Source organism: Sphingopyxis sp. UBA6723 (assembly GCF_002454115.1).
Taxonomy (GTDB): Bacteria; Pseudomonadota; Alphaproteobacteria; order Sphingomonadales; family Sphingomonadaceae; genus Sphingopyxis.
Genome location: NZ_DKIH01000013.1, coordinates 175,051 through 198,873 on the forward strand (window position 1 = coordinate 175,051; position 23,823 = coordinate 198,873).

24 protein-coding genes and 1 tRNA gene are annotated in these 23,823 nt (G+C 62.9%); 11 read left to right on the forward strand and 14 right to left on the reverse strand.

Going from position 1 to position 23,823, the window contains the following annotated elements:
* Positions 1-69: 69 nt before the first annotated feature.
* Complete coding sequence (locus B4F07_RS14195; protein ID WP_293696986.1) at positions 70-447, forward strand: PaaI family thioesterase; 378 nt, start codon at positions 70-72, stop codon at positions 445-447.
* Positions 448-456: 9 nt separating this feature from the next.
* Here the strand turns inward: B4F07_RS14195 and B4F07_RS14200 are convergent, their stop codons facing one another.
* Positions 457-1,095 carry a carbonic anhydrase gene (locus tag B4F07_RS14200; protein ID WP_293696983.1) on the reverse strand — a complete coding sequence of 213 codons (639 nt, stop codon included), beginning with the start codon at positions 1,093-1,095 and terminating at the stop codon, positions 457-459.
* Between the two features lie 62 nt (positions 1,096-1,157).
* Between B4F07_RS14200 and lipA the strand changes: the two genes are divergently transcribed.
* Both lipA and B4F07_RS14210 read left to right on the forward strand, forming a co-directional pair.
* Positions 1,158-2,093, forward strand: coding sequence for a lipoyl synthase (lipA, locus tag B4F07_RS14205; protein WP_349681330.1), 936 nt, complete (start codon positions 1,158-1,160; stop codon positions 2,091-2,093).
* 7 nt (positions 2,094-2,100) lie between these two features.
* The gene (locus B4F07_RS14210; RefSeq protein WP_293696980.1) at positions 2,101-2,580 is read left to right on the forward strand and encodes a type II toxin-antitoxin system RatA family toxin; all 480 of its coding nucleotides are present in this window, start codon (positions 2,101-2,103) and stop codon (positions 2,578-2,580) included.
* On the opposite strand, the gene B4F07_RS14215 is transcribed toward B4F07_RS14210, so the two are convergent.
* Positions 2,523-3,080 (reverse strand): CinA family protein, encoded by a 558-nt coding sequence (locus B4F07_RS14215; RefSeq protein ID WP_293696977.1) that lies wholly within the window; start codon positions 3,078-3,080, stop codon positions 2,523-2,525. The genes B4F07_RS14210 and B4F07_RS14215 overlap by 58 nt on opposite strands.
* 2 nt (positions 3,081-3,082) lie before the next feature.
* Positions 3,083-4,261 carry a bifunctional 2-C-methyl-D-erythritol 4-phosphate cytidylyltransferase/2-C-methyl-D-erythritol 2,4-cyclodiphosphate synthase gene (locus B4F07_RS14220; protein WP_293696974.1) on the reverse strand — a complete coding sequence of 393 codons (1,179 nt, stop codon included), beginning with the start codon at positions 4,259-4,261 and terminating at the stop codon, positions 3,083-3,085.
* Positions 4,262-4,356: 95 nt separating this feature from the next.
* On the opposite strand from B4F07_RS14220, the gene dusB reads away from it, so the two are divergent.
* The 7 genes from dusB to hflX all read left to right on the forward strand — a co-directional run bounded on the left by dusB (position 4,357) and on the right by hflX (position 13,568).
* Positions 4,357-5,355 (forward strand): tRNA dihydrouridine synthase DusB, encoded by a 999-nt coding sequence (gene dusB, locus B4F07_RS14225; RefSeq protein WP_293696971.1) that lies wholly within the window; start codon positions 4,357-4,359, stop codon positions 5,353-5,355.
* Positions 5,352-6,443: a two-component system sensor histidine kinase NtrB gene (locus B4F07_RS14230; RefSeq protein ID WP_293696968.1), complete on the forward strand. Its 1,092-nt coding sequence runs from the start codon at positions 5,352-5,354 to the stop codon at positions 6,441-6,443. Before dusB ends, B4F07_RS14230 begins: the two co-directional genes overlap by 4 nt.
* Entirely contained in the window at positions 6,440-7,849 is a 1,410-nt protein-coding gene (locus B4F07_RS14235; RefSeq protein WP_293696965.1) for a sigma-54-dependent transcriptional regulator, read from the forward strand. Before B4F07_RS14230 ends, B4F07_RS14235 begins: the two co-directional genes overlap by 4 nt.
* Positions 7,850-7,942: 93 nt before the next feature.
* Entirely contained in the window at positions 7,943-10,234 is a 2,292-nt protein-coding gene (locus B4F07_RS14240) for a sensor histidine kinase (protein ID WP_293696962.1), read from the forward strand.
* Positions 10,224-11,603 carry a sigma-54-dependent transcriptional regulator gene (locus B4F07_RS14245; RefSeq protein WP_293696959.1) on the forward strand — a complete coding sequence of 460 codons (1,380 nt, stop codon included), beginning with the start codon at positions 10,224-10,226 and terminating at the stop codon, positions 11,601-11,603. The genes B4F07_RS14240 and B4F07_RS14245 overlap by 11 nt, the downstream gene beginning before the upstream one ends.
* 76 nt (positions 11,604-11,679) lie before the next feature.
* Positions 11,680-12,219 (forward strand): RNA chaperone Hfq, encoded by a 540-nt coding sequence (hfq, locus tag B4F07_RS14250; RefSeq protein ID WP_293697499.1) that lies wholly within the window; start codon positions 11,680-11,682, stop codon positions 12,217-12,219.
* An 8-nt stretch (positions 12,220-12,227) separates the two neighbouring features.
* Entirely contained in the window at positions 12,228-13,568 is a 1,341-nt protein-coding gene (hflX, locus tag B4F07_RS14255) for a GTPase HflX (RefSeq protein ID WP_293697497.1), read from the forward strand.
* Here hflX and mazG read toward each other — a convergent pair.
* From mazG to B4F07_RS14305, 10 genes are all read right to left on the reverse strand, one after another.
* Positions 13,543-14,271: a nucleoside triphosphate pyrophosphohydrolase gene (mazG, locus tag B4F07_RS14260; RefSeq protein WP_293696957.1), complete on the reverse strand. Its 729-nt coding sequence runs from the start codon at positions 14,269-14,271 to the stop codon at positions 13,543-13,545. The genes hflX and mazG overlap by 26 nt on opposite strands.
* A 159-nt stretch (positions 14,272-14,430) precedes the next feature.
* On the reverse strand, positions 14,431-14,607 hold the full coding sequence (locus tag B4F07_RS14265; protein ID WP_293696955.1) for a hypothetical protein: 177 nt from the start codon (positions 14,605-14,607) through the stop codon (positions 14,431-14,433).
* Positions 14,604-15,368: an MBL fold metallo-hydrolase gene (locus B4F07_RS14270; protein ID WP_293696953.1), complete on the reverse strand. Its 765-nt coding sequence runs from the start codon at positions 15,366-15,368 to the stop codon at positions 14,604-14,606. Before B4F07_RS14270 ends, B4F07_RS14265 begins: the two co-directional genes overlap by 4 nt.
* A gap of 13 nt (positions 15,369-15,381) precedes the next feature.
* Entirely contained in the window at positions 15,382-16,158 is a 777-nt protein-coding gene (locus tag B4F07_RS14275) for a TatD family hydrolase (RefSeq protein WP_293696950.1), read from the reverse strand.
* The gene (gene metG, locus B4F07_RS14280; protein WP_293696947.1) at positions 16,158-17,735 is read right to left on the reverse strand and encodes a methionine--tRNA ligase; all 1,578 of its coding nucleotides are present in this window, start codon (positions 17,733-17,735) and stop codon (positions 16,158-16,160) included. Before metG ends, B4F07_RS14275 begins: the two co-directional genes overlap by 1 nt.
* Before the next feature lie 38 nt (positions 17,736-17,773).
* Positions 17,774-18,760: a DNA polymerase III subunit delta' gene (locus B4F07_RS14285; RefSeq protein ID WP_293696944.1), complete on the reverse strand. Its 987-nt coding sequence runs from the start codon at positions 18,758-18,760 to the stop codon at positions 17,774-17,776.
* Positions 18,751-19,371 carry a dTMP kinase gene (tmk, locus tag B4F07_RS14290; RefSeq protein WP_293696942.1) on the reverse strand — a complete coding sequence of 207 codons (621 nt, stop codon included), beginning with the start codon at positions 19,369-19,371 and terminating at the stop codon, positions 18,751-18,753. Before tmk ends, B4F07_RS14285 begins: the two co-directional genes overlap by 10 nt.
* A gap of 78 nt (positions 19,372-19,449) precedes the next feature.
* The gene (locus B4F07_RS14295) at positions 19,450-20,451 is read right to left on the reverse strand and encodes a D-alanyl-D-alanine carboxypeptidase family protein (RefSeq protein WP_349681331.1); all 1,002 of its coding nucleotides are present in this window, start codon (positions 20,449-20,451) and stop codon (positions 19,450-19,452) included.
* The gene (locus tag B4F07_RS14300; RefSeq protein ID WP_293696939.1) at positions 20,426-21,358 is read right to left on the reverse strand and encodes a septal ring lytic transglycosylase RlpA family protein; all 933 of its coding nucleotides are present in this window, start codon (positions 21,356-21,358) and stop codon (positions 20,426-20,428) included. Before B4F07_RS14300 ends, B4F07_RS14295 begins: the two co-directional genes overlap by 26 nt.
* Positions 21,359-21,371: 13 nt before the next feature.
* On the reverse strand, positions 21,372-22,433 hold the full coding sequence (locus B4F07_RS14305; protein ID WP_293696936.1) for a lytic murein transglycosylase: 1,062 nt from the start codon (positions 22,431-22,433) through the stop codon (positions 21,372-21,374).
* Positions 22,434-22,581: 148 nt separating this feature from the next.
* On the opposite strand from B4F07_RS14305, the gene B4F07_RS14310 reads away from it, so the two are divergent.
* Positions 22,582-22,671 (forward strand) — tRNA-Ser (locus B4F07_RS14310).
* Between the two features lie 5 nt (positions 22,672-22,676).
* Here the strand turns inward: B4F07_RS14310 and rsgA are convergent.
* Positions 22,677-23,669 carry a ribosome small subunit-dependent GTPase A gene (rsgA, locus tag B4F07_RS14315; RefSeq protein ID WP_293696933.1) on the reverse strand — a complete coding sequence of 331 codons (993 nt, stop codon included), beginning with the start codon at positions 23,667-23,669 and terminating at the stop codon, positions 22,677-22,679.
* Positions 23,670-23,823: the final 154 nt, after the last annotated feature.

Genomic DNA, 23,823 nt, shown 5'->3' on the forward strand with positions numbered 1-23,823 from the left:
CAGCCGCCGATCTCGGAGCCAATCTCTTCAGGCGCCATTCGACTTGATGCCGATGCGCTCAACGCATTCATGGCCAAAGCCTTTCCCCATTCGGCGCCCGGCGCGCGCGGAACCGTCGTGTCGGCTGTACCGGGGCATATTCGGGCGCGGATGGACCCTGGCGACACGGCGCTGCGTCCTGGCGGGCTGATTTCCGGCCCGACCCAGATGGGGTTTGCCGATATGGCGGCCTATGCGCTGGTGCTTGCGCATATCGGACCCGTCGCGATGGCGGTGACCAGTGCCCTAAACTATCAGTTTCTGCGTCCGTGCCGCCCGGGATCACTGTTCGCCGATGCGTTTTTGCTGCGCCTTGGCAAGCGGCTGGCCGTTATGGACGTGCGGATATGGACCGACGACGCCGACAAGCCGGTCGGGCAGGCAAATGTGACCTACGCAATACCTTGAGTTTGCGGATCAAGCTGCGCGGAATTCGCCGGTCGTATCGTCCAAAAGATGCAGTACCCCGTCGCTGATTGCGAAAAAGGCGCCGCGTAGCCGCAGCCTGCCGCGCTGTTCCTTGTCCTGAATGCAGGGGAAGGTGCGCAGATTGTTCAGGCTAACGCGCACGGCGGCCATTTCCATCGCGCGACCGGCGTCGCGGTTGTCGATGTCGGCATAATCGCGCCGTACTTGCGCGCTGGCGTCGTCGAGCAGCGCGATCCAGTCGGCGATAAATCCGCCACGGCCCGGTTCGGCACCTGCCATCGATCGGTGCAGCGCGGCATGGCAACCGCCGCACAGGCCATGGCCCATGACGACGATTTCTTCGACCTTCAGGAATTGAACCGCGAATTCGAGCGCAGCGGACACGCCGTGGCGCCCCGGTGTCGTTTCGAACGGCGGTACCAGCGCCGCGACGTTGCGGACGACAAAAATTTCGCCGGGGTTGGTGTCGAAAATCTGCGACGGTTCGACGCGACTGTCGGAGCAGGCGATCACCATCACCTTGGGCGCCTGTCCCTCGGCCAGTCCCTCCCAGCGCTCACGCTGTTCCTGCCAGCCGCCGCTACGGAAACGACGATAACCGTCGATCATGTCTGCAAAGTGAGTCATGCTCGGCCCTTAGCATAGGTACAGAGGTTGAGAAGAGGGACACACGCGACTATGTGGGCGAAATGAACGCTCCCACACAGCCCGTTTTGACGCCCAGCCAGCGCACCCGCAAGCCCGACTGGATTCGCGTCAAGGCGCCCACCAGCCCCGGCTACGCCGAAACGCGCAAGCTGATGCGCGAGCTGAACCTCAACACCGTGTGCGAAGAGGCGGCGTGCCCGAATATCGGCGAATGCTGGACCAAGAAACATGCGACGGTGATGATCCTGGGCGATACCTGCACCCGTGCCTGTGCGTTCTGCAACGTCAAGACCGGGATGCCGCGCGCGGTCGATCCGCTCGAACCTGAACATACTGCGATTGCGGCGGCCAAGATGGGGCTGAGCCACATCGTCATCACCTCGGTCGACCGCGACGACCTGCCCGACGGCGGCGCCAGCCAGTTCGTCAAGGTGATCAACGCGTTGCGCCGCGAAACGCCGCAGACGACGATCGAGATCCTGACCCCCGATTTCCGCAACAAGCCCGAAGGCGCGATTGCGGCGATCGTCGATGCGCGACCCGACGTGTATAACCATAATCTCGAAACCGTGCCGCGGCTCTATCCGACGATCCGCCCGGGTGCGCGCTATTATGCGTCGCTGCGCCTGCTCGAAAGCGTCAAGCGCCGCGATCCGTCAATCTTCACCAAGTCGGGCATCATGCTGGGGCTGGGTGAACAGCGCATGGAAGTGCATCAGGTGATGGACGATATGCGCAGCGCCGACATCGATTTCATGACGATGGGCCAGTATCTGCAACCAACGCCGAAACATGCCAAGGTGATCGACTTTGTGACGCCGCAGGCTTTCGACGCCTACGCCCAGATCGCGCGCGCCAAGGGCTTCCTGCAGGTCGCATCGTCGCCGCTGACGCGCTCCAGTTATCACGCGGGCGACGATTTCGAGCGGATGCGCGCGGCGCGCGAGGCGCAGCTGGCGCGCGCCAGCGCTGGCTGAACCTGCGTTGCCGAGGCATCACGAAACCCGCGTCCTGCCGTATAGCGACGAGCAGATGTTCGCACTCGTTACCGATATCGAGCGTTATCCAGAGTTCCTGCCCTGGGTGATCGCGCTGCGAATCCGGAGCGACAGCGAGGATGAAGCGGTCGCCGACATGATTGTCGGCTTCAAAGGGTTGCGCGAGAGTTTCTCTTGCCGCGTTCACAAGGATCGCCCGCGCGCCGTAACGGTCAGTTATATCGACGGCCCGATGCGCCATTTGAGCAACGAATGGCAATTCACCGCCGTCGATGGCGGCGCTTGCCGCGTCGATTTCATGGTGGATTTCGCGTTCCGCAACCGGATGTTCGAAGCGCTGGCCGGTCAGATGTTCGACAAGGCGCTGCGCAAGATGATCGTCGCGTTCGAATCCCGCGCCGATGATCTTTATGCGGCGGGCAAAGTGAAATCGTCAGAAGGACGCAGCGCGTCCTTTTCCGGATGAAGCAAATCGAGCGCGAATAATGTTGCATGATGGCGGATCGCAGCACGATCGCCGCCTTCGAATTGCACCCGCTGGGTAAAATAATCATCCGAACTTTGGCCGCGCAACGCGCGGGCAAAAATGACCAGCCCGACCGGTTTCTTTTCCGATCCGCCGCCTGGACCGGCAATGCCGGTAATCGCGACCGCAATATCGGCATCGCTGTTGGCGAGCGCGCCAGTCGCCATCGCCCACGCGGTCGCGAGCGATACTTCGCCGAAAGTCTCAAGGATTTCGCTGCTGACGTCGAGTTGGCTTTGCTTGGCATGACCCGAATAGGTGATGAACCCCGCGGTGAACACGTCCGAACTGCCGGCAATGTCGGTCAGCGCGGCGCTGACCATGCCACCGGTGCAGCTTTCGGCAACCGCGACTTTTCGCCCCGCAGCGCGGTTATTGGCTAGCACGCTGGTCGCCAGCGCGTTGCGCACGGCAAGCCGCGATTCATCGTCAGGCAGCACGGTCAATTCTCCGGAAGTTGCAAAGTCGCGACAGCCTGCGCAGCGATCCCCTCGCGGCGACCGGTGAACCCCAGCCGCTCGGTCGTTGTCGCCTTCACACTAACCCTTTCGAGCGGAATCGCAAGGATTTCAGCGATTCGTGCCCGCATCGCGCCGCGGTGCGGACCGATTTTCGGTGCCTCGGCAATGATCGTCAGATCGACATGATCGATCCTCCCGCCCCGCTCCGCCACCCGTTCCGCAGTAAAGCGCAGGAAGCGATGCGATGCGGCGCCGCGCCATTGCGGGTCGCTGGGCGGGAAATGGTCGCCAATGTCGCCGTCGGCCAGCGCGCCGAGGATTGCATCGGTCAATGCATGAAGCCCGACGTCAGCATCGCTATGACCTTCAAGTCCATGACTATACGCGATTTCTATGCCACAAATCCAGAGCGGCTTATCCGCGACAAGGCGGTGAACGTCATAGCCCATGCCGACCGCGGTACGTGTCATCGTCTCAATCCCCAGCAATCCATTCAGGACCGCCATATCCTCGGCATAAGTCAGTTTGTGGAGCCGCGCGTCGCCCGGCACCGTCGCGACAGCGACACCCAGACGGCGGACGAGCTGCGCGTCGTCGGTCGCCGTGGCGTCGATAGCTTGGGCATGGGCGCGGCGGAGCGTCCCAAGATGAAACGCTTGCGGCGTCTGAACGCGCGCAAGGGCACCGCGATCGACGACGTCACCGGCAACGCTCCCGCCTTGTTCAACCAACGTATCGGGAACGGGCAGGGTGGGGATTGCGGCTTCCGCAATATCCAGCGCGGCAAGCAGTCGATCGATAAGCTCGGCGATCACCCCCGGCCGCGCGGCATCGTGCACCAGCAGCGGCGTCTCGTCCTCGCGGTCAGCCAGCGCGGCCAGTGCGTTGGCCACCGACTGCTGTCGCTCGGTTCCGGGATTGGCGGAAATCCAGCCATCCGGCAGCGTCCCAAGCGCCGCCATGACGTCATCATTGGCCACCAGCACGCCGCCGCGGATCGCCGGATGCGCGGCAAAAGCGTCGAGGCTCCAGCGGAGTACTGGTTTGGACCCGAGCATCGCCAACTGCTTTGGCATGGCGAAGCCGGCACGGCTGCCCTGGCCACCCGCGAGCAATATGACGATCGCGCACGGCGCGGAGGAAGGGGCGGACTCGGCCATTATGCGCGCCGGTTAGCGCAGCCGCGGCTTGCGGGAAAGCGGCTTAGCGTGTACGGGCTGCTCAAATTTTAGGCAATCAGACGAAAGCTCCCGCCATGGCGCCGCTTCGGCCCATCCAGATCGGCAATATCACCATCGCGGATCCCGTGATCCTGGCGCCGATGACCGGCGTCAGCGATATGCCGTTTCGTACCCTCGTGCGCCGTTACGGCTCGGGGCTGAACGTTACCGAGATGATCGCGAGCCAGGCGGCGATCCGTGAGACGCGTCAGTCGATCCAGAAAGCGGCGTGGCATCCGGTCGAAGAGCCCGTGTCGATGCAGCTGGTCGGCTGCACCCCGTATGAAATGGGCGAAGCGGCGAAGCTCAACGAAGATCGCGGCGCCGCGATCATCGACATCAATATGGGCTGTCCGGTGCGCAAGGTGACGAGCGGCGATGCGGGGTCGGCGCTGATGCGCGACCTGAAACTCGCCGCAGCGCTAATCGAAGCATGCGTCAAGGCGGTGCAGGTGCCGGTGACGGTCAAGATGCGGATGGGCTGGTGCCACGACAGCCTGAATGCGCCAGAACTCGCGCACATCGCGGAGGATCTGGGCGCCAAGCTGGTGACGGTCCATGGGCGAACCCGGAACCAGATGTACCGGGGTGAGGCCGACTGGAGCTTCATTCGCAAGGTCAAGGATGCCGTATCGATCCCGGTGATCGCCAATGGCGATATCTGCTCTGCCGACGATGCCCGCACCGCGCTGGCACAGAGCGGTGCGGACGGCGTGATGATCGGCCGCGGTGCTTATGGTCGCCCATGGCTGCTGGGACAGGTGATGGCGGCGCTGCGCGGGGAGGGCGATCGGCCTGACCCCGGCATCGACGAACAATATGACGTCATTACATCCCACTATCGCGCGATGATCGACCATTATGGCGAGATTACCGGGGTCAATATGGCGCGCAAGCATCTCGGCTGGTACGTCAAGGGCCTGCATGGATCGGCCGAGTTTCGCAACATGGTCAACCAGATCCCCAGCAGCCGCGACGTGCTCGACGCACTCGAACGCTTCTACACGCCCTTCCTGAGCAAGGCCGCGGCGTGAGCGCGCTCACGTCGAGCATTCCGAGCATCGACCACGACGAACTGATCCATTCGCACCCCGTTCCGACGCTGTTGATCGACAGAGGCGGGGTCGTCCTGTTCGTCAACGCGGCGGCCGAGCAGATGTGCAACATGAGCCGGTCGGCAATGATCGGGCGTGTCGTTTACGACGTCATCGACATGGATCGCAGCTATCGCCAGCGGATGAGCGACGCCGCGACGTCGGCGTTGTTTGCGCATCGCGCCGAAATTTCGGTCGGCAGTCGCAAAACGATCTTTGTTGATATGCAGATGGTCCCCTATGGCCAGAGCGGCCATCGGATCCTGGCGCTGATCCCGGCGCAAAGTGACGCCGAGCTGATGGGCGGTGCCATCGGCCGATCGGGGCGCGCCGCTGGCGGGGCCGCATCGATGCTGGCGCATGAGATCAAGAACCCGCTTGCGGGCATCAAGGGCGCGGCACAGCTCTTGGCGCGCAAGACCGACGCCAGCGGCGAACGCTTCACCACGCTGATCGTGGCGGAGGTCGATCGGATCGCGACATTGATCGATCAGATGGAGCATTTCTCGCGCGGTCAGCCGATCGCCTGCGGCCCGATCAATCTGTACCAGCCCATCCACCAAGCCATCGAAACCGCGCGCGCACGGCAGTTTCCGGGGGTTCGCTTTGCCGAGGATTTCGACCCGTCGCTGCCGCTGGTGCATGGCAACCATGACGCCATGGTGCAGATCTTGCTCAATTTGGTGACGAATGGCTGCGAGGCGCTGGGCGGCCGCGACGACGGCGTCGTGCGAATTGCGACCGCCTACCGCCACGGTCTGTCCATCGACAATGGCGACGGGCGCGGGCGGATCGCGCTGCCGATCGAGGTCAGCGTCAGCGACAATGGTCCGGGCGTTCCCGCCGATATTCGTGGCGATCTGTTCGACCCGTTCGTGACCACCAAGCGCGAAGGGCGGGGGCTGGGATTGGCGCTCGTCGCCAAGCTGGCGCGTGACATGGGCGGCACAGTTCAGCATATGCGCGACGGCGAATGGACGCGCTTTCGTGTTCATCTGCCGGTCGCGCAAAAGGGAGCTGCAGCATGAGCAGCGACAAAACCATCCTGCTGGTGGAGGATGACCCCGCGATTGCGATGATCATTCGCGAGACGCTGATCGGCGAATGCGCGCATTTCGCGTCGGTCGGAAGCATCGCCGAGCGCAATGCCTGGCTTGCCGATCGCCGCCCTGATCTTGTTATCACCGATGTGGTTTTGCCCGATGGCGACGGTATCGATTCGCTGCGTGTGGATGCCGGGACCCCCGTGATCGTGCTGTCGGCGCAGAACACGCTCGACACCGCGGTGCGCGCGACCGGGATCGGCAGCTATGATTATCTGCCCAAACCGTTCGACCTCGACGAGCTGACTGCGAGCGTTCGCGCGGCCCTACAACGCCGCGCCGAGCCGACGGCACGAACTGACGTTGCGCCCGCCGACAGCCACGGCCTGGTCGGCCGTGCGCCCGCGATGCAGGCGGTGTATCGAACCATCGCGCGCCTCGCTTCGAACGATCTTGCGGTGCTGATCCTGGGGGAATCGGGTACCGGCAAGGAGGTCGTTGCCCGCGCGATCCACGCCACGGGGCTGCGTCGAACTGGCCCGTTTGTCGCGATCAACATGGCGGCGATCCCGCGCGAGTTGATTGAGGCCGAGCTGTTCGGCCACGAAAAAGGCGCCTTTACCGGTGCACATAGCCGCAATGCGGGCCGGTTCGAGCAAGCCGCAGGTGGTACCTTGTTTCTTGATGAAATCGGCGACATGCCGCTGGAGGCGCAGACACGGCTGCTCCGCGTGCTGCAAAGCAACGAGTATACGACCGTCGGCGGCAATCTGGCGCTCCGCGCCGATGTCCGCGTCATCGCGGCCACCCATCGCGATATGCGGACGTTGGTCGCCGATGGCCGCTTCCGCGAGGATCTGTTTTATCGCCTCAACGTCATTCCGGTAACACTGCCGCCGCTGCGCGACCGGCGCAGCGACATTGCCGCATTGGTACGCCATTTCGTCGATGCGGGGCGTGCTTCGGGCCTTCCCGACCGCCAGTTCGCGCCTGCGGCGATGCAGTGGCTCGAACGCTATGACTGGCCCGGCAACGTCCGCGAGCTGGGCAATGTCGTTCAGCGGCTGGCGGTTCTGTCGCGCGATACCGTTGTCACGGTGCGCGATGTGGAGACGGTGCTGCACGAAAGCGGCGAAGGCGGCGGCGCGGCGGCGCCCGCCGACCTGATCGCCCGCGCCATCGACGATTGGGCGCGCGAGCAGATGGCGAGTGACGCACCCGACGGTGAACTGCACGGCCAGCTTGAAGCGATCGTCGAAGCGGCCCTGTTTCGCCGCGTCCTGCGCGATGTGCGCGGTAATCAGCTGGAGGCCGCACGGCGGCTCGGAATCAATCGCAACACGCTGCGCAAACGGCTTGGACAGCTGGATATCGACCCCACACACCCATGAAGCGGGACCACGAGCGTATAATAGCGGCGTTCGACCGTCCCAAGCGCAGTTTGTGTGTTTTCTATGCAACAGGTTTGTCGTAGCTTAGCAACAATGGCGCAAGCGGCACCCCTGACTCACGATATTGACCCAGCCGAGGAGCATGTGCGCTCGGGCTTTTGGCGTTTCGCGGTGCCCGAGTATTACACGCTCGCGCTCGTGGTCAGCGTCGGCATCGCGACCTATGTCTTTGTCACGGGTGATGCGCAGAGCGAGCAGTTGCTCACCCCGGCGCTGGTCGCGGCGATCATGGTTGCCAATCTGGTGCCCGCAATGGCGCTGATCGTGCTGATCGGAAGTCGTGTCGCGCGCGCGCGCGCGGTGCGATCGATGGAGGGCGGTAATGGTCGCCTCCATGTCCGGCTGGTCGCACTGTTTTCGCTAATTGCAGCAGCGCCGACGTTGCTTGTGGTGATTTTTGCTTCACTGCTGTTCCAGTTCGGGGTCGATTTCTGGTTTTCGGACCGGTCGCGCGGGATGTTCGAGAATGCAGCCAATTTGGCTGAGGGTTATTATCAGGAGAACCAGCGGCAGGTCGGTGACAACACGTTTGCGATGGCCCAGGATCTTGGAAACCGTTTGACTGCCTTTCCCATCAATAGTCCAAATTTTTCGAGCTATTATTTGCAGCAGGTTGTCGTACGCAGCCTCAATGAATCGGCCGTTATCGAAATCGGCAAAGACGGCGTCGCGCGTACTGCGGTCGCTATCGATCCCGACGACCGTGCGGCGGAAAATCGGCTGAATGACGAGATGGTCCAGCGGCTCGACGCTGGCGAAGATGTCGTGGTGGTTCGCCAGGAAAATCGCATTGAAGCCGCGGCGCGGTTGCCCGGGACCGGGAGAGCCTATGTTTATGCATCGCGGGACACCAATGTTCCCGGTTTCCAGCAGTCAGCCCGAGCAGGCGCAGTTCTTGCAGATTACAACGCACTGTTTCAACGCTCGCAATTACTGCAGCTGCAATTCAACGGCGCCCTCTACCTCGGTTCGCTGTTGCTCCTTGCGCTGGCGGTGATCGCCGCAATCGTCGTCGCCGACCGCATCGTTCGTCCACTCGGCACGCTGATCGGCGCGACGCGGACTGCGGCGGGCGGCGATCTGTCGGTCCGCGTCACCCCGCCGGCGCGCGATGACGAGATTTCGGTGCTGACCCGCGCGTTTAACCGGATGACCGAGCAGTTGCAGGGACAGACCGGCGCGCTGGTGAGCGTCAACGAACAGCTCGAGGCAAGGCGCAGCTTTATCGAGGCGGTCCTTAGCGGTGTGTCGTCGGCGGTGGTGTCGGTCGATGCCGACCACCGCATTCAGCTCGCGAACGCCGCCGCCGAGCGCTTGATTTGCGAATCGGCCGATTGCCTGACTGGTCGCCCCTTGGCCGAGGTGGCGCCCGAACTTGCGCGGTTGTTGGTCGGTGACGAGCGCGAGGCAATAGTTCAACTGGCGCGCCCCAACGCCGAACCTGCAACACTCGCGGCCAAGGCAGTCGCGCAGGGCGACGGCTTTGTGCTGAGTTTTGAGGATATTACGCAGCAATTGCTCGATCAGCGGCGCGCCGCCTGGTCCGACGTTGCGCGGCGCATCGCGCATGAGATCAAGAACCCGCTGACCCCGATCCAACTTGCCGCCGAGCGACTTCAGCGCCGGTTCGGCGACAAGATCGAAGGCGACAGCGCGACGTTCAAAAAGTTGACCGATACGGTGATCCGTCAGGTTCACGATATGCGCCGAATGGTCGACGAGTTTTCGAGCTTTGCCCGTATGCCCAAGCCGACCTTTGGGGTCGAGGATGTCCGCGACATCCTGCGTCAGGCGGTGTTCCTGTTTGAAGTCGCCAAGCCCGATATTGTCTTTGCGGTAAAAACCCCGGACGAAATCGAGCCGATCGTTTGCGATCGTCGTCTGTTGTCGCAGGCCATGACGAACATCGTCAAGAATGCTGTAGAAGCGATTGAAGAAAATTCGAAAAATTCGGAATCAACTCCCATCGGACATATTCATGCCGAGCTGGCGAGCGGGCTGCGCGGTGAGGTTGTGATCCGCGTTGCCGACGACGGGATCGGTTTGCCGCAGGCGCGCGATACCATCGCCGAACCCTATATGACGACGCGGCAGGGCGGCACCGGATTGGGCCTCGCGATCGTGAAAAAGATCGTCGAGCAACATTATGGCGAGCTCGAGTTTTCGGACAATCCGGCGGGGCAGGGGACGTGCGTCACGCTGACGCTTCATCCTGACCGGCTGCAAGGATTGGCAGGGAAGGGCGACGAAACAAGCATGGGGTACGCAGAATCGGTTCCGGGGCGGATCCGCAACCGACAGGACAGAGAAGAACATGGCGCTTGATATTCTGATCGTCGACGACGAGCGCGACATTTGCGACCTCGTCGCCGGCGTCATGGAAGACGAAGGGTATGAGGCGCGGATTGCCTCCGACAGCGATTCTGCGCTCGAAGCGATCCGCCAGCGGCGTCCGTCGCTCGCCCTGATCGACGTGTGGTTACAGGGGTCGCGGCTCGACGGGCTGGGGCTGGTGGAGGCGATCAAGGCCTTCGATCCCACGCTGCCGATCATCGTGATTTCGGGTCATGGCGGGCTCGACACGGCGGTCGCGGCGATCCGCCGCGGCGCTTATGATTTCATCGAAAAGCCGTTCGAGGCATCGCGCCTGCTCCATTTGGTGGCGCGCGCGACCGAGAGCGAACGGCTGAAGTTCGAATATGAACAGCTGCGCGAGAAAGCCGGGCCTTCGGATGAGCTGACGGGGACCAGCGCCGCCATCAACAACGTCCGTGCGACGCTGAAGCGCGTGGCGGGGACGGGCAGCCGGGTGCTGATCACCGGTGCCGCGGGGGTCGGCAAGGAAGTCGCGGCGCGCGTGCTCCATGGGTGGAGCGGACGGCACAATGCGCCGTTCCGCGTCATTTCGTCGGCGCGCATGGATCCCGAAACGGTCGAGAACGAGTTGTTCGGATCGGAAAGCGACGACGGCGCGATCCGCGTCGGGCTGCTCGAACAAGCGCATGGCGGAACCTTGTTTCTCGACGAGGTCGCCGACATGCCGCTGACGACGCAGGGCAAGATCCTGCGCGTGCTAACCGATCAAAGCTTTACCCGCGTCGGCGGCCGCACGATGATCCGCGTCGATGTGCGGATCATTTCGGGATCGGCGCGCGACCTGACGACCGAAATCGCCGAAAGCCGATTTCGCGAAGACCTCTATTATCGGCTCAACGTTGTGCCGGTCCACATTCCGCCGCTCCGGGAACGCCGCGACGATATTGCCAGCCTATGCGACCATTATATCCGCCGCTATGCCGCCGATCGCCGCGTACCGCCGCCCGAAATCAGCTCGGAAGCGATGGCGGCGTTGCAGGCGCATGAATGGCCGGGCAACGTCCGCGAACTGCGCAACGTGATCGAGCGGGTGATGATCCTGGCGCCGAGCGACCGGCTGGCGCGGATCGACGCCGATATGCTGCCCGGCGAGTTGGTGCGGGGCGGCACCGACATTCTGCCTAATTCGGAGTCGATCACGGCAATCCCGCTGAAAGAAGCGCGCGAAAATTTTGAGCGCGAATATCTGCGGATCCAGATCAACCGCTTTTCGGGTAATATCTCGCGCACCGCGACCTTTATCGGCATGGAACGATCGGCGCTGCACCGCAAACTGAAACTTTTGGGGCTCACGGAGAGTTCAGACGGCGAGGGATGAGGCTTTGCGCTAGACCTTGGGCAAGCTTTGCCGCATATTGACAGAGATACGAAGGTCTTAAAGCCGGAAAACCGGTATATACCCGCGGTCGTACCGCCAAAAACAGGAGGCAAATGTGTCCGATAAGAACCAGAATCTCCAAGATATTTTTCTGAACGCGTTGCGCAAGAGCAAAACGCCGGTCACGATGTTTCTTGTCAAGGGGGTGAAGCTTCAGGGCATCATCACCTGGTTCGACAATTTCTCGTTGCTGCTGCGCCGCGATGGTCAGTCCCAGCTCGTCTACAAGCATGCGATCTCGACGGTGATGCCGTCGCACGACTTCGACCTGTCTTTGCTCGGCAGCAATTTGCGCGAGGCGCCGGCCAGTAAGGGCAAGGCGTTGCAGGATGTATTCCTGAATGCGGTGCGCAAATCAGACGAGTCCGTGACAATGTTTCTGGTCAACGGGGTAATGTTGCAGGGCGATATCGTCGCATTCGACCTGTTCTGCATGCTGCTTGAGCGCGAGCGGCAGGTGCAGCTCGTCTATAAGCACGCGATTTCGACGGTGCAGCCGAACGGCCCGATCAACCTGACCGATAGCGAGCCGGACGCAGAAGCGGACAACGCCTGATCGCCTCGATTATTGACAGTCCGGAAGAAGTCACCCGCGGCGCCGCCGCGCTCCTCGTTGTGCCCGAATGGCATAGCCAGCGGCTAGCGCGCGATCTTGACGCGCGGGCCGAGGAGGCGAAGGGGCTAGCGCTGGCGATCGGGCTCGACGTAGTTGCAGTCCACACCTTACGGCTGCGCCAGACGCGCGCTGCAACCTTGCTGGGCGTTGGTCAGATCGAAGCCATCACGCCCGACATCGAAAAATACGGCGTTCAGCTGGTTGTCGTCGATGCGGCGCTCAGCCCGATCCAGCAGCGCAATCTGGAAACGGCATTCGGTACCAAGGTCATCGATCGCACCGGTCTGATCCTCGAAATTTTCGGTGAGCGCGCTGCCACCGCCGAGGGGCGGATGCAAGTTGAACTCGCGCATCTCGATTATCAGGCGGGGCGGCTGGTGCGCAGCTGGACCCACCTGGAACGCCAGCGCGGCGGCTTCGGCTTTCTCGGTGGACCGGGCGAAACCCAGATCGAGGCCGACCGGCGGATGATTCGCAACCGCATGGCGCGGATTCGGCGCAGCCTTGACGATGCACGGCGGACCCGCCAGTTGCAGCGGTCGAAGCGACAGCGCGCACCGTGGCCAGTGGTTGCGCTCGTCGGCTATACCAACGCTGGGAAATCGACGTTTTTCAACCGCTTGACCGGTAGTGACGTCATGGCGGAAGACATGTTGTTCGCGACGCTCGATCCCACCATGCGCGAAATCCGGCTTCCCGGCATCGACAAGGCGATCTTGTCCGACACGGTGGGTTTTGTGTCGGATCTGCCCACCGAACTGGTCGCGGCGTTCCGTGCTACTTTGGAAGAGGTTACGACGGCCGACCTGATCGTCCATGTCCGTGACATCGCCCATCCCGACAGTGACGCGCAATATGATGATGTGCGCGCCATCCTCAACTCGCTGGGGGTAAATGGACCGGACGATGACGGGGAGGGTGATGCACTCCCGGCGATCCCCCAGCTCGAAATCTGGAACAAGATCGATACCGCGGACGCCGATGCGCGCGCCGCGATTGCCGAAATGGCGGGGAAACGCTCTGACGTCGCGGTGATATCGGCCGTAACGGGCGAAGGCGTTGAGGCCGCGCGCGTGTTGATGGCGGCGCAGCTGACCGCACTGCATAAGGTCCAGCGGATTTACCTCGATTATCAGGATGGCGAAGCGGCGGCGTGGCTTCACGCGCGCGGTGAGGTGCTGGCCGATGAACCGGAGGGTGAGGGCCATGTGTTGACCGTCCGGCTCGATCCTGCCGACAGCGCTCGGTTCGAGCGGCTGTGGCCTACGGACGGCGCTCCGACACCTTGACCGCGACCCAATGGGCTTCCTGTTCGTCGAGCGACAGGCCCGCCAAGCTGCCGCCTGCGCGATCTTCCATCGCGGCAAAACGGCGCGCGAATTTGGTGTTGGCATCGCGCAGCGCGCTTTCGGCGTCGACTCCCAAGTGGCGTGCATAATTGACGACCGCGAGCAGCAGATCGCCGACTTCCTCATGCCGCTCGGCGTCCGTTGCCGCGGTCGCTACTTCGGCCAGTTCCTCAGCGATTTTGTCCCGCGGACCGTTAATATCGGGCCAGTCGAAGCCGACGCGCGCGGCGCGTGACTGGAGCTTTTGGGCACGCAGAAGCGCTGGCAACGACAGCGCGACTCCCGACAGTGCACCCTTGGGGCCATCCGCCGCGCGCTCGTCGGCCTTGATCTGCTCCCATTGCTGACGGACGTCGTCGGTCTTGCCGTCACCAAAGATGTGCGGATGGCGACGTTCCATCTTGTCGCTGATAGCCGTGGCAACGTCGTCAAACCCGAACAGGCCCGCGTCGGCGGCAATCTGGCTGTGGAATACGACCTGAAGCAACAGGTCGCCGAGCTCGTCGCAAATCGCGGCCGGATCGCCGCCTGCGATCGCATCGGCGACTTCATAGGCTTCCTCAATCGTGTAGGGCGCGATCGTCGAAAAAGTTTGCGCCAAATCCCATTCGCAGCCGCCGTCGGGGTCACGCAATCTGGCCATCACAGCGAGCAGGCGATCGATGGGGGACTGGAGCGTCGCGTCAGACATCATCTTATCCGATAATATATATTATGTTAAATTTCACTTCTGATGGGGAGGACTGGACCCCCCTCCCGTTGAAATCACGTGATTTTGATCCGCCTTGTGCTTGCACCGCAATCAGGTCACCACCTGCCAAGTCCGGATAACCAGAAACACCAAGCCGAAAATCGCAACCCAGGCTAGCGCCATCTTGAACCAGTCGGCCATCGGCAGTCGCCGCGCCAACAACGAACTGACTACCAGCGCAAATGCGCCGACGAACCAGACCAGTTGCACCCCAGTCTCACCGCTCATAGTTGCACCTCCAGCCCGTCATAGCCCGGCTCGACGCCGGGCGGCAATTCGGCCGCCAAGTCGTCATAATCCATCGTATTGTCCATATGCGTGATGATCGCGCGGGGGTTGCCGCATTTTTCGAGCGCCGCGAGCGTCATCGCCAAATGCGGATGCGTCGGATGCGGATAGCGGCGCAGCGCGTCGATAACAAACAGGTCCACACCTTGAAAGAAATCGACCATTTCGTCGGTAAACTTTGAAAAATCCGTGGCATAACCGATCTTATGGACACCATCGCTAAAGATCAGTCCGCTGGCTTTGATCGGCCCGTGCGGCATTTCAATCGCCGAGACCTCGATCGGGCCAATCGATTGGTGATCCAGCAAATCGATCGGATCGACCAACGCCGGATAGCCGGCGTTTCCGGCAAAGGCATAGGTGAAACGCCACTTGAGCGTGTCGAGCACATGGTTGCGGGCATAGGCTGGGACCAGCGAGCCGCGTAAATGCATGATCTGGCGCAAATCATCGAGCCCGTGGCAATGGTCGGCATGCTCGTGGGTCCAGATGATCCCGTCGACGGCGCCGACCTCGGCATCGAGCAATTGCAGCCGCATTTCGGGACTGGTGTCGACGAGCAGGCGAAAGCCGCCGAGCGAGATCAGGATCGAGGACCGACTGCGCAGGTTGCGCGGATTGTCCGGGTCGCACTGCCCCCAATCGTTGCCGATCCGCGGTACACCCGACGACGTGCCGCAACCCAGGATGCGAACCTTCATGGAGCGTATGACGTCATGGCGCCGCCTTGTTGAATAGCGCGTAGAAATTCGCGCTCGTCGCCGCGCCTAGGGCTTCGGGATCCTCATCGCGAAGTGTAGCGAGAAACGCCAGCGTGTCGGCAACAAACGCCGGTTCGCCGGTCTTGCCGCGGTGCGGGACCGGGGCGAGGAAAGGGGAGTCGGTTTCGATCAGCAGCCGGTCCTGCGGCAGCCATTTGGCGGTCGCTTGCAGATCGGCGGCGTTCTTGAAGGTCACGATGCCCGAGATCGAAATGTACAGGCCGAGGTCGAGCGCCTGGCGCGCGAAATCGTCGCTCGCGGTGAAGCAATGGATCACGCCCGGGTAGGTCGCCCTGCCCATTTCCTCGCCGAGGAGCCCCAACGTGTCGGCCTCGGCGTCGCGCGTGTGGACGATGATCGGCAGCCCGGTCACCTGTGACGCGTGGATGTGGCGGCGGAAGCTGTCCTGCTGCCGCACGCGGTCGCTTTTGTCGTAATAATAGTCGAGGCCGGTCTCTCCGATGCCGATCACACGCGGGTGTGCGGCGCGCTCGACGAGCTTCGCGGTGTCGACGTCGGGATGATGATCGGCGTCATGCGGATGGATGCCGACGCTGGCCCACACGTCGGTATTGGCCTCGGCCGCCGCCAGCACGTCGTCCCATTCGCTTTCGCGCGTCGCAATGTTGAGCATCGCGGTGACACCGCGCGCGCGAGCGCGGTCCAGCACCTCGCCCTGCTGTTCGGCGAGCCCCTTGTAATTGAGGTGGCAGTGTGAATCGACGAGCATCAGGCCTCCCCTTCCCCTTCGGGCAGATCGAGGCGCGGGAAGAGGGGGATTGGCTGACCAACGACAAACCCGCTCGCGGCAAGGTTCGCAAACCAGTCATCGTCGTCGAGAGCGGCGAAGTTGCGTGCGTCGTCGCCAATGCCCATCTGGTCGAGCAGCGTGTCGGCTGCGGTCGGCACCACCGGGCGGATCGCGATTGCCAGCGTGCGGACGACCTGGAACAAGGTCATCAGCACCGCGCGCATCCGGTCGGGGTCGGTCTTGCGCAGCGCCCAAGGGGCTTGCGTATCGACATATTGGTTGCACGCGAACACGGCACGGAGCCACTCCTCGATCCCGACCGAGAAAGCGAGCTGTTCAAATTCGCGCGGCAGCAGGTTGCGGCACGCATCGTTGACGATCGACAGCAGCGCGCGATCATCATTGTGCACCGCATAGTCTGCTGTCAGGATGCCGTCCAAATTCTTGAAAATCATCGACAAGCTGCGCTGTGCCAGATTACCGAAGCTGTTCGCCAGATCGGCATTGGCCGTGCGCACGATAGATTCTGCCGAGTAAGTGCCGTCCTGCCCAAAGCTCACTTCGCGCAGCAGATAATAGCGCAGCGGATCGACCCCGAAGGTGTCGGCGAGCGCCATCGGATCGACGACATTGCCCAGCGACTTCGACATCTTTTCGCCGCGGTTCAGCAGGAAGCCATGGCCGAACACCTGTTTGGGCAGCGGCAAACCGGAACTCATCAGGAAAGCCGGCCAGTAAACGGCATGAAAACGCACAATATCCTTGCCGATCATATGGATACTGGCGGGCCAGAATTTGCCAAAATCGCCATCGCGATCGGGATAGCCCAGCCCGGAAAGATAGGTGGTGAGCGCATCGACCCACACATACATCACATGCCCCGGCGATCCCGGCACGGGTACCCCCCAGTCGAAGCTGGTGCGCGAGACGCTGAGATCCTTGAGCCCGCCCTCGACGAAGCGCATCACTTCGTTGCGGCGGCTTTCGGGGCGGATAAAATCCGGCTTGTCGTTGTAGAGCGCGAGCAGCTTGTCCTGATAATTCGACAGGCGAAAGAACCAGCTTTCCTCGACGGTCCATTCAACCGGAGTGCCCTGCGGCGACAGGCGGACGCCCCCTTCCCCGTCGACCAGTTCGCTTTCGTCGTAAAAAGCTTCGTCGCGAACCGAGTACCAGCCTTCGTAGCGATCGAGATATAGATCGCCATTGGCCTCCATTGCGCGCCAAATCGCTTGCGAGGCCGCATGATGCGCCGCATCAGAAGTCCGCATGAAATTATCATAACTGATGTTCAGCTTGGCATACATCTCACGGAAATAAGACGACATTTCATTGGCCAGATCAATCGTTTCGCGGCCTTGGTCGCGCGCCGTCTGGAACATCTTGAGCCCATGTTCGTCGGTGCCGGTGATCAGCCGCACGTCGCGGCCGCGCGCGCGCTGGAACCGTGCCATCACGTCGGTGGCGATCGCTTCATAAGCGTGGCCGATGTGCGGGCGGCCATTGGGATAGCTGATCGCGGTGGTGATATAGAAAGGGGCGCTGTTTTCGGACATGGCCGCGCCTTAGCCGCTGGCGCGCGTGAGGGAAAGCGTCAGCGTGCCGAGTGCGCCGAACGCGGCGCCAGTTCGGCGAGGCAGTTACCGATTTCAAACCCGACCATCGTGCCGTCATAGGAGCCGCGGATCGCATCGCGCACGGTCCGCTGGACACGGTCCCATTGCGCGAGGATCGGCGCGATCTCAGCCACCGAACGCTCGCGCGCCAACTGCGCGAGCAGCCCGGGAACGATGTCGATAACGAGTTCAAGCTTTGCGCGGTTGGCGGTGCCGCCGACCTCGCGCGCCAGGGCCTCGCGAAGCCGGTTTTCTGGATCACCCGAACTGGCAATCGCCAGTAGTTTTTTCTCCATCGCCGCAACATCGCTCTCGATCAGCGCCAGCGCCTTGCCCGGCACCCCGCCCGACGCGGCGACGATCGCCCGCACCTCGGCAATTTCGAGCATCGGGCGCAGATTATGCAGCCAAGCTGTCATGACGTCACGATCAACCGGTTGAAAACGCAGCGGTCTGCATCGCGACCGGATCGTCGGCAGCAAGCGCCCTGGTGAGTGGCTGACCAGCAGGAACAGCGTTTTTGCTGGCGGTTCCTCGAGCGTTTTGAGCAGCGCGTTGGCGGCGTCGGTCTCCAGATCGTCGATCGCATCGACGATAATGACGCGCCAGTCGCCGAGCGACAGCGACAGATGCAAGCGGCGGATCATCGCCCGCACCTGATCGATCGTGATGTTGCGCGCGAGCTCTTTGCTCTTGTCCTTGAGCTGGCGCGTCAAGTGAAGGATCTCAGGGTGATTGCCTGCGTCGACCAATCGCCCAGCGGCACTGTCGCCCGGATCGTCGAGCGCAACGGCCTGCCCGTCGCCGCCGCGGCCATGGGTGACGAGGAAGCGCGCGACGCGGGCGGCAAAAGCCCCCTTCCCCATCCCCTGCGGCCCGGCGAGCAGCCAGGCGTGATGCAGCCGGCCCCCCTGCCAGCCTTCGAGAAAGGTCGCCTCGGGGTCATGATGGCCGATCATAGCCATTCTGCTAGTCCTGCCAGGATTGCTGCCGTTACCTGCTTCGCGGGGGCATCGGCGTCGATAATCCGCCAGCGTTCGGGCTCCGCCTCGGCCATTTCGACGAAGCGCGCGGCCAAACGCGCCTGATAATCCGCGGGCTTGCTGCCCATGCGGTCGCTGCCGCCGCGTGCCGCAAGGCGGCGTGCGGCTTCGGCGGGGCTTACGGTGAGCAGGAAGGTGCGGTCAGGCAACAAGCCTTCGGATCCTACGCCGTGAAGCGCCAATATGTCCGCGTCGGTGAGACCGCCACCACCGCCCTGATAGGCGCGGCTCGAATCGACGAAGCGGTCGCATAGCACCCACGCGCCGCGCGCCAGCGCCGGGCGGATCGTGCGTGCGACATGGTCGGCGCGCGCCGCCGCGAACAACAAGGCTTCGCTGCGCGCGTCCCAGCGGTCATCGCTGCCTTCCATCAGCAGCGTCCGGATCGCTTCGGCGCCGGTGCTCCCACCGGGTTCGCGCGTGGTGACGACGTCGATGTTACGTGCGGCCAGTGCCGCCGCCAACGCCCGGATCTGCGTCGATTTGCCGACCCCCTCCCCGCCCTCCAGCGTGATGAAGCGCCCGTGCGTCATGCCGATAACCTGCAAGGTTGGAAAAGGACGAAGCGCACGTGCATTATGTGGCGGTAGCCGCCAGCAGGCGCTTTGTCATCACGGTGCAGCGCGGCCGCTGCCACTCGCGGCTTTTTTGCCCGTGCTGCCATCGTTCGCCGCCAGCGGTACCCCGAACCCCCAACGCATCAGCCGCTCGGCCTCGTCGCGGCGGGCCTTGTCGCTCGGCAGCCCGGCAACGACCATGATCAGCCGCCGCCCGTCGCGCTTAGCTGAACCCAGCAAACAATAACCTGCTTCGGACGTATAGCCCGTCTTTAACCCATCAGCCCCCAGCACCCGCCCGAGAAGCGGATTGCGGTTCGCCTGAACGATCGGCTTGCCCTCGGGCGACGTGCCGTGCTGAAGCTTCGGCATTGAGAAATAGCGCGCGTAACCGGCGGGGTGATCGCGGATTAGTCGGTCGGCGAGCGTGACGAGGTCGCTAGCGCTCACCTTGGTCACCCCGCCGTCGGGCCAGCCGTTCGGCGTGCCGAAATTGCTCGATTTCATGCCAATTTGTGCGGCTACAGCGTTCATTCTTTTGATAAACGCCGCTTCATTGCCGTCGATCCCCACCGCCAGCGCAGCGGCGGCGTCATTCCCAGATACGGTGATCAAGCCTTTGAGCAGATCATCGACCGAAACCTTTTCGCCAGGGCGCAGGAACATTGTCGATCCGCCGTTGTTGCCTCTCCATTTCTTCCACGTCGCTTCGCTGACGGTGAATTGCTTGTCGCGCGCCAGTTCGCCCTTTTTGATCAGGTCGAGCACGACATAGGCGGTCATTACCTTCGCCATGGAGGCTGGTGCAAAGCGCTTGTCAGCCCCGCGCGAAAACAGGATTTCGCCCGAATCGAGATCTTTGAGCATCACGATTGGCGCCTGCGTGGTGTAGGACGGACGCGCTGTCGCCGTACTTTTTGGACGTGGGTCGTCCGCGGCAGCCGCGGGCATCGCGAGCGTCAGTGCAAATCCTGCCAACATCGCAGCGCTCTGGATTGGAATCTTTGAGAGTTTTATCACGCGTTGCCCGTTACCGATCGCGCTGGACCACTGCATCGCGGAAACCCTTGGCCTTCGCCGTTCCGAGTGCACCGCGCGCGTCGGCGTCGCTGGCGAAGGGGCCGATCCGCACCCGCCATAGGTTGCCTGCCTTGCTGACGGTGCCGCTGACCGATTTTGCCGCGGCATTGGCGCGGCTTTCGCTGCTGAACGCGCCGACCTGAACGACATATTTGCCGCCAGCGGTCGTGGTCGGCTGGGCTACCGATTTCGCAGGCGACGCTGCATCAACCGCCATCCGGTCATCGCCGGGCTTGGCCTTTCCTGACGCAATTGGGGCAGCGGGCTGCGCTTCAACCGGCGGCGCGGCGGCGAGTTGCTTCGGAACCGGCATGGCTTTCAGCTTCGTGCGCAGAATCGATAGCAGCGAATCGGGCGTGGCAATGCGTTCCGGCACTGCGCGACCAGCGCGTAGCTGCGCCCGTTCGGCGAGAGGCGGATTGGTGCGGCGTACCCGCACGGCGGACACACCGTCGGTCAAGCCCAGTTGCTCGGCGGCGCCGCGCGATAGGTCGATCAGTCGGTCGCCGACCATCGGGCCGCGATCGTTGACGCGCACCAATATCGTGCGTCCGGTATCGAGCGCGGTCACCTCGACATAGCTGGGCAGCGGCAGCGTCTTGTGCGCGGCACTGATCCCGGCGGGATCGAATATCTCGCCATTGGCGGTCGGTCGTCCGGCCAATTCATCACCATACCAGCTGGCATAGCCGACATCGTCATAATCGGCGATGTCCGACGGGGTGTAGGTCGTACCGCCGATCGTATAGGGATCGCCAATCTTGACCGGCGTGTCGCTTACGCCGCTGGCCGATTGCGCGGGGGCTGGGCTGGCGGTCGGCCCGCCATCGCGCTCGCCGCCGAAACTGCCGCATCCGGCGAGCAGCAGCATTGCCCCCGCCATCAGCGCCGTTTTTCTACCGATCGATTTCATCCGCCAGCAACCCCACTGATAGTGCATAAAAATTGGAACAATTATAGTCCAATATCGCACGATAGTTACCGGTCAGCAAATATGCGGTCCGTCCGGGGCCATCGGGTTCCAGCAGCACCGCCTGAACCTGTCCGTCGGGCCAGCGGCCGCCGATCGGCTGAATGCCGTCGGCGCGCCATTCGGCCATCGAGCGCCAACGGCTGTGGCGCGCGAAAACGCGGGGGCAACGAGTGGGGTTGAGGCGGCTAGCGAAACGATTGCGATCAAAGCTGCTCGGCACCGTCACGGCCACGCCCCACGGCTGTCCGGCGCGCCAGCCGGCGCGGCGCAGATAAGCGCCGATCGATTCGATGGCATCGGCTTCGCTCGACCAGATGTTGGCACGACCGTCACCGTCGCCATCTTCGGCGACCGCCAGATAGACCGAAGGCAGGAACTGCGGATAGCCAAAAGCGCCGGCCCAACTTCCCTTCAGCACGTTGCGCGGCACACCCTTTTCCACCATTTCCAGCGTCGCGATGAATTCGGGCTCGAAGAGGCTACGGCGGCGTCCTTCATACGCCAGCGTCGCCAGCGCTTCGGGCAGGTCAAAGCTGCCGGTGACCTGGCCGTAGGCGGTTTCGTGGCCGTAAATCGCGATCATGATGCTGGTCGGCACGCCAGTACGCGCCTCGATGCGCGCGAGCAAAGGCAGCAGTCGGTCATGAACGCGGCGGCCGCCATTGATCCGCGCTGCATCGACATGCCGTGCCTTATAGGGCGCGAAGTTCGGGATCGGCGTGTCGTTGGTCGGCGGACTGCCCAGATTGTCCCGGTCGAGCGCGATCACCCGCGGATTATAGCGCAAACCCGCAGTGACGCGGTCGAACGTCTGTCGGGAGACCCCGCGCGCCTGCGCCTTGGGCCATAACGACTGGACATAGGCATCGAAGCCGCTGTCGCCGCCCTGCGCGTGTAACGGCGCCGATGCCGTGAAGAGGCTGGCCGACAGGACGGCGGCGGCGAGAGCAAAAATGCGCCCGATTTTCGAAATGATAGCATGCATGACGTTCCCACCCATAAGATGTGTCTCGCACAGATGCGAGCGCCTTGGCTAGGCAATGGCGGGACGAGCCGAGTCATCTGCGCGACAGGCCGATCGAAGAAGGTTTTTCTTGCCGCATCGGCCCATCGCGCTATGGCGGCGGCCGTGCGGACAGGTGGCCGAGTGGTTTAAGGCAGCGGTCTTGAAAACCGCCGTGGGTGCAAGCTCACCGTGGGTTCGAATCCCACCCTGTCCGCCAAATGGCTATCGGCGGCGCTTTGGCGGATTGGCTGCGGCGCGGTCCTCGGCAGCCAGTTTCTGCCAGCGATCGAAGCGGTCGGCGGTCAGTGTGCCAGCGTTGATGGCGGCGCGGACGGCGCAGTCCGGCTCTGCGTCATGCGCGCAGTCGGAAAAGCGACATTGCTCTGCCACCAGAATGAAATCGTCGAACATCTCGGCAATGCCCACCGCCGCTTGCGGCAGTTGGAGCTCGCGCATCCCCGGCGTGTCGAGCAACCAGCCGCCGTGATCGAGCCGGTGCATTTCACGGACGGTGGTTGTGTGGCGTCCGGTATCGTCGTGCGGGCGGATCGCCTGGGTGGCGATATCGCTCGATCCGCGCAATGTGTTGACCAATGTCGATTTTCCGACGCCCGATGAGCCAAGCAGCGCCACAGTCTCGCCCGGCCCGCACCATGCTGCCAGGCGCGCAACGCTCGCAGGATCGCGGCCATTGACCGGTTCGACGCGCAATCCCGGTTCGATCGCGCGCGCGGCGGCGACGAATTTCCCAGGATCATCGGTCAAGTCGGTCTTGGTCAAGACGACGACCGGTTTAACCCCCACTTCGCGTGCCAGAACCAGATAGCGCTCCAGCCGCGCAACGCTGAAATCCTGATTGCAGGACGCGACGACGAACAGCGTGTCGACATTGGCCGCGATCATCTGCTCGCGGTTCGGATCGCCGGGTGCGCGCCGCTTGAACAGGTTCTGCCGTTCCAGAACGCGGGCAGCCTCCTGTGTACTCCGATCGATGAGCAGCCAGTCGCCGACGGTCGGGTGGGGGTCGGATGGCCCGGCACCGACGATATAAGGAGAGATAAGCTGCTGTCCGCCCGCACCTGCGACGGAAATCTGACCGCGGTGAACCGTCATGACCCGGACCGGTAGGCATGTCGCAACCTCATCATCAGTCATCTGCTCGGCAAAATAAGGACGCCAGCCGAGTGTTTCCAAAATTTCGTTGGCAGATGTCATGGGGTGCTGATGCGTCTTTCTGTTGCGGCCTGCGCATATGTCGCCCGCGACCGCGCTAGGCCTTTTCGGCGCTTTGCGCTGCCGTGGCAACCGCATTGGGTGCTGCGACGCGGCGCTGGTGGGACGGGGTGATCTTAATTCCAAGGCTGAGCCG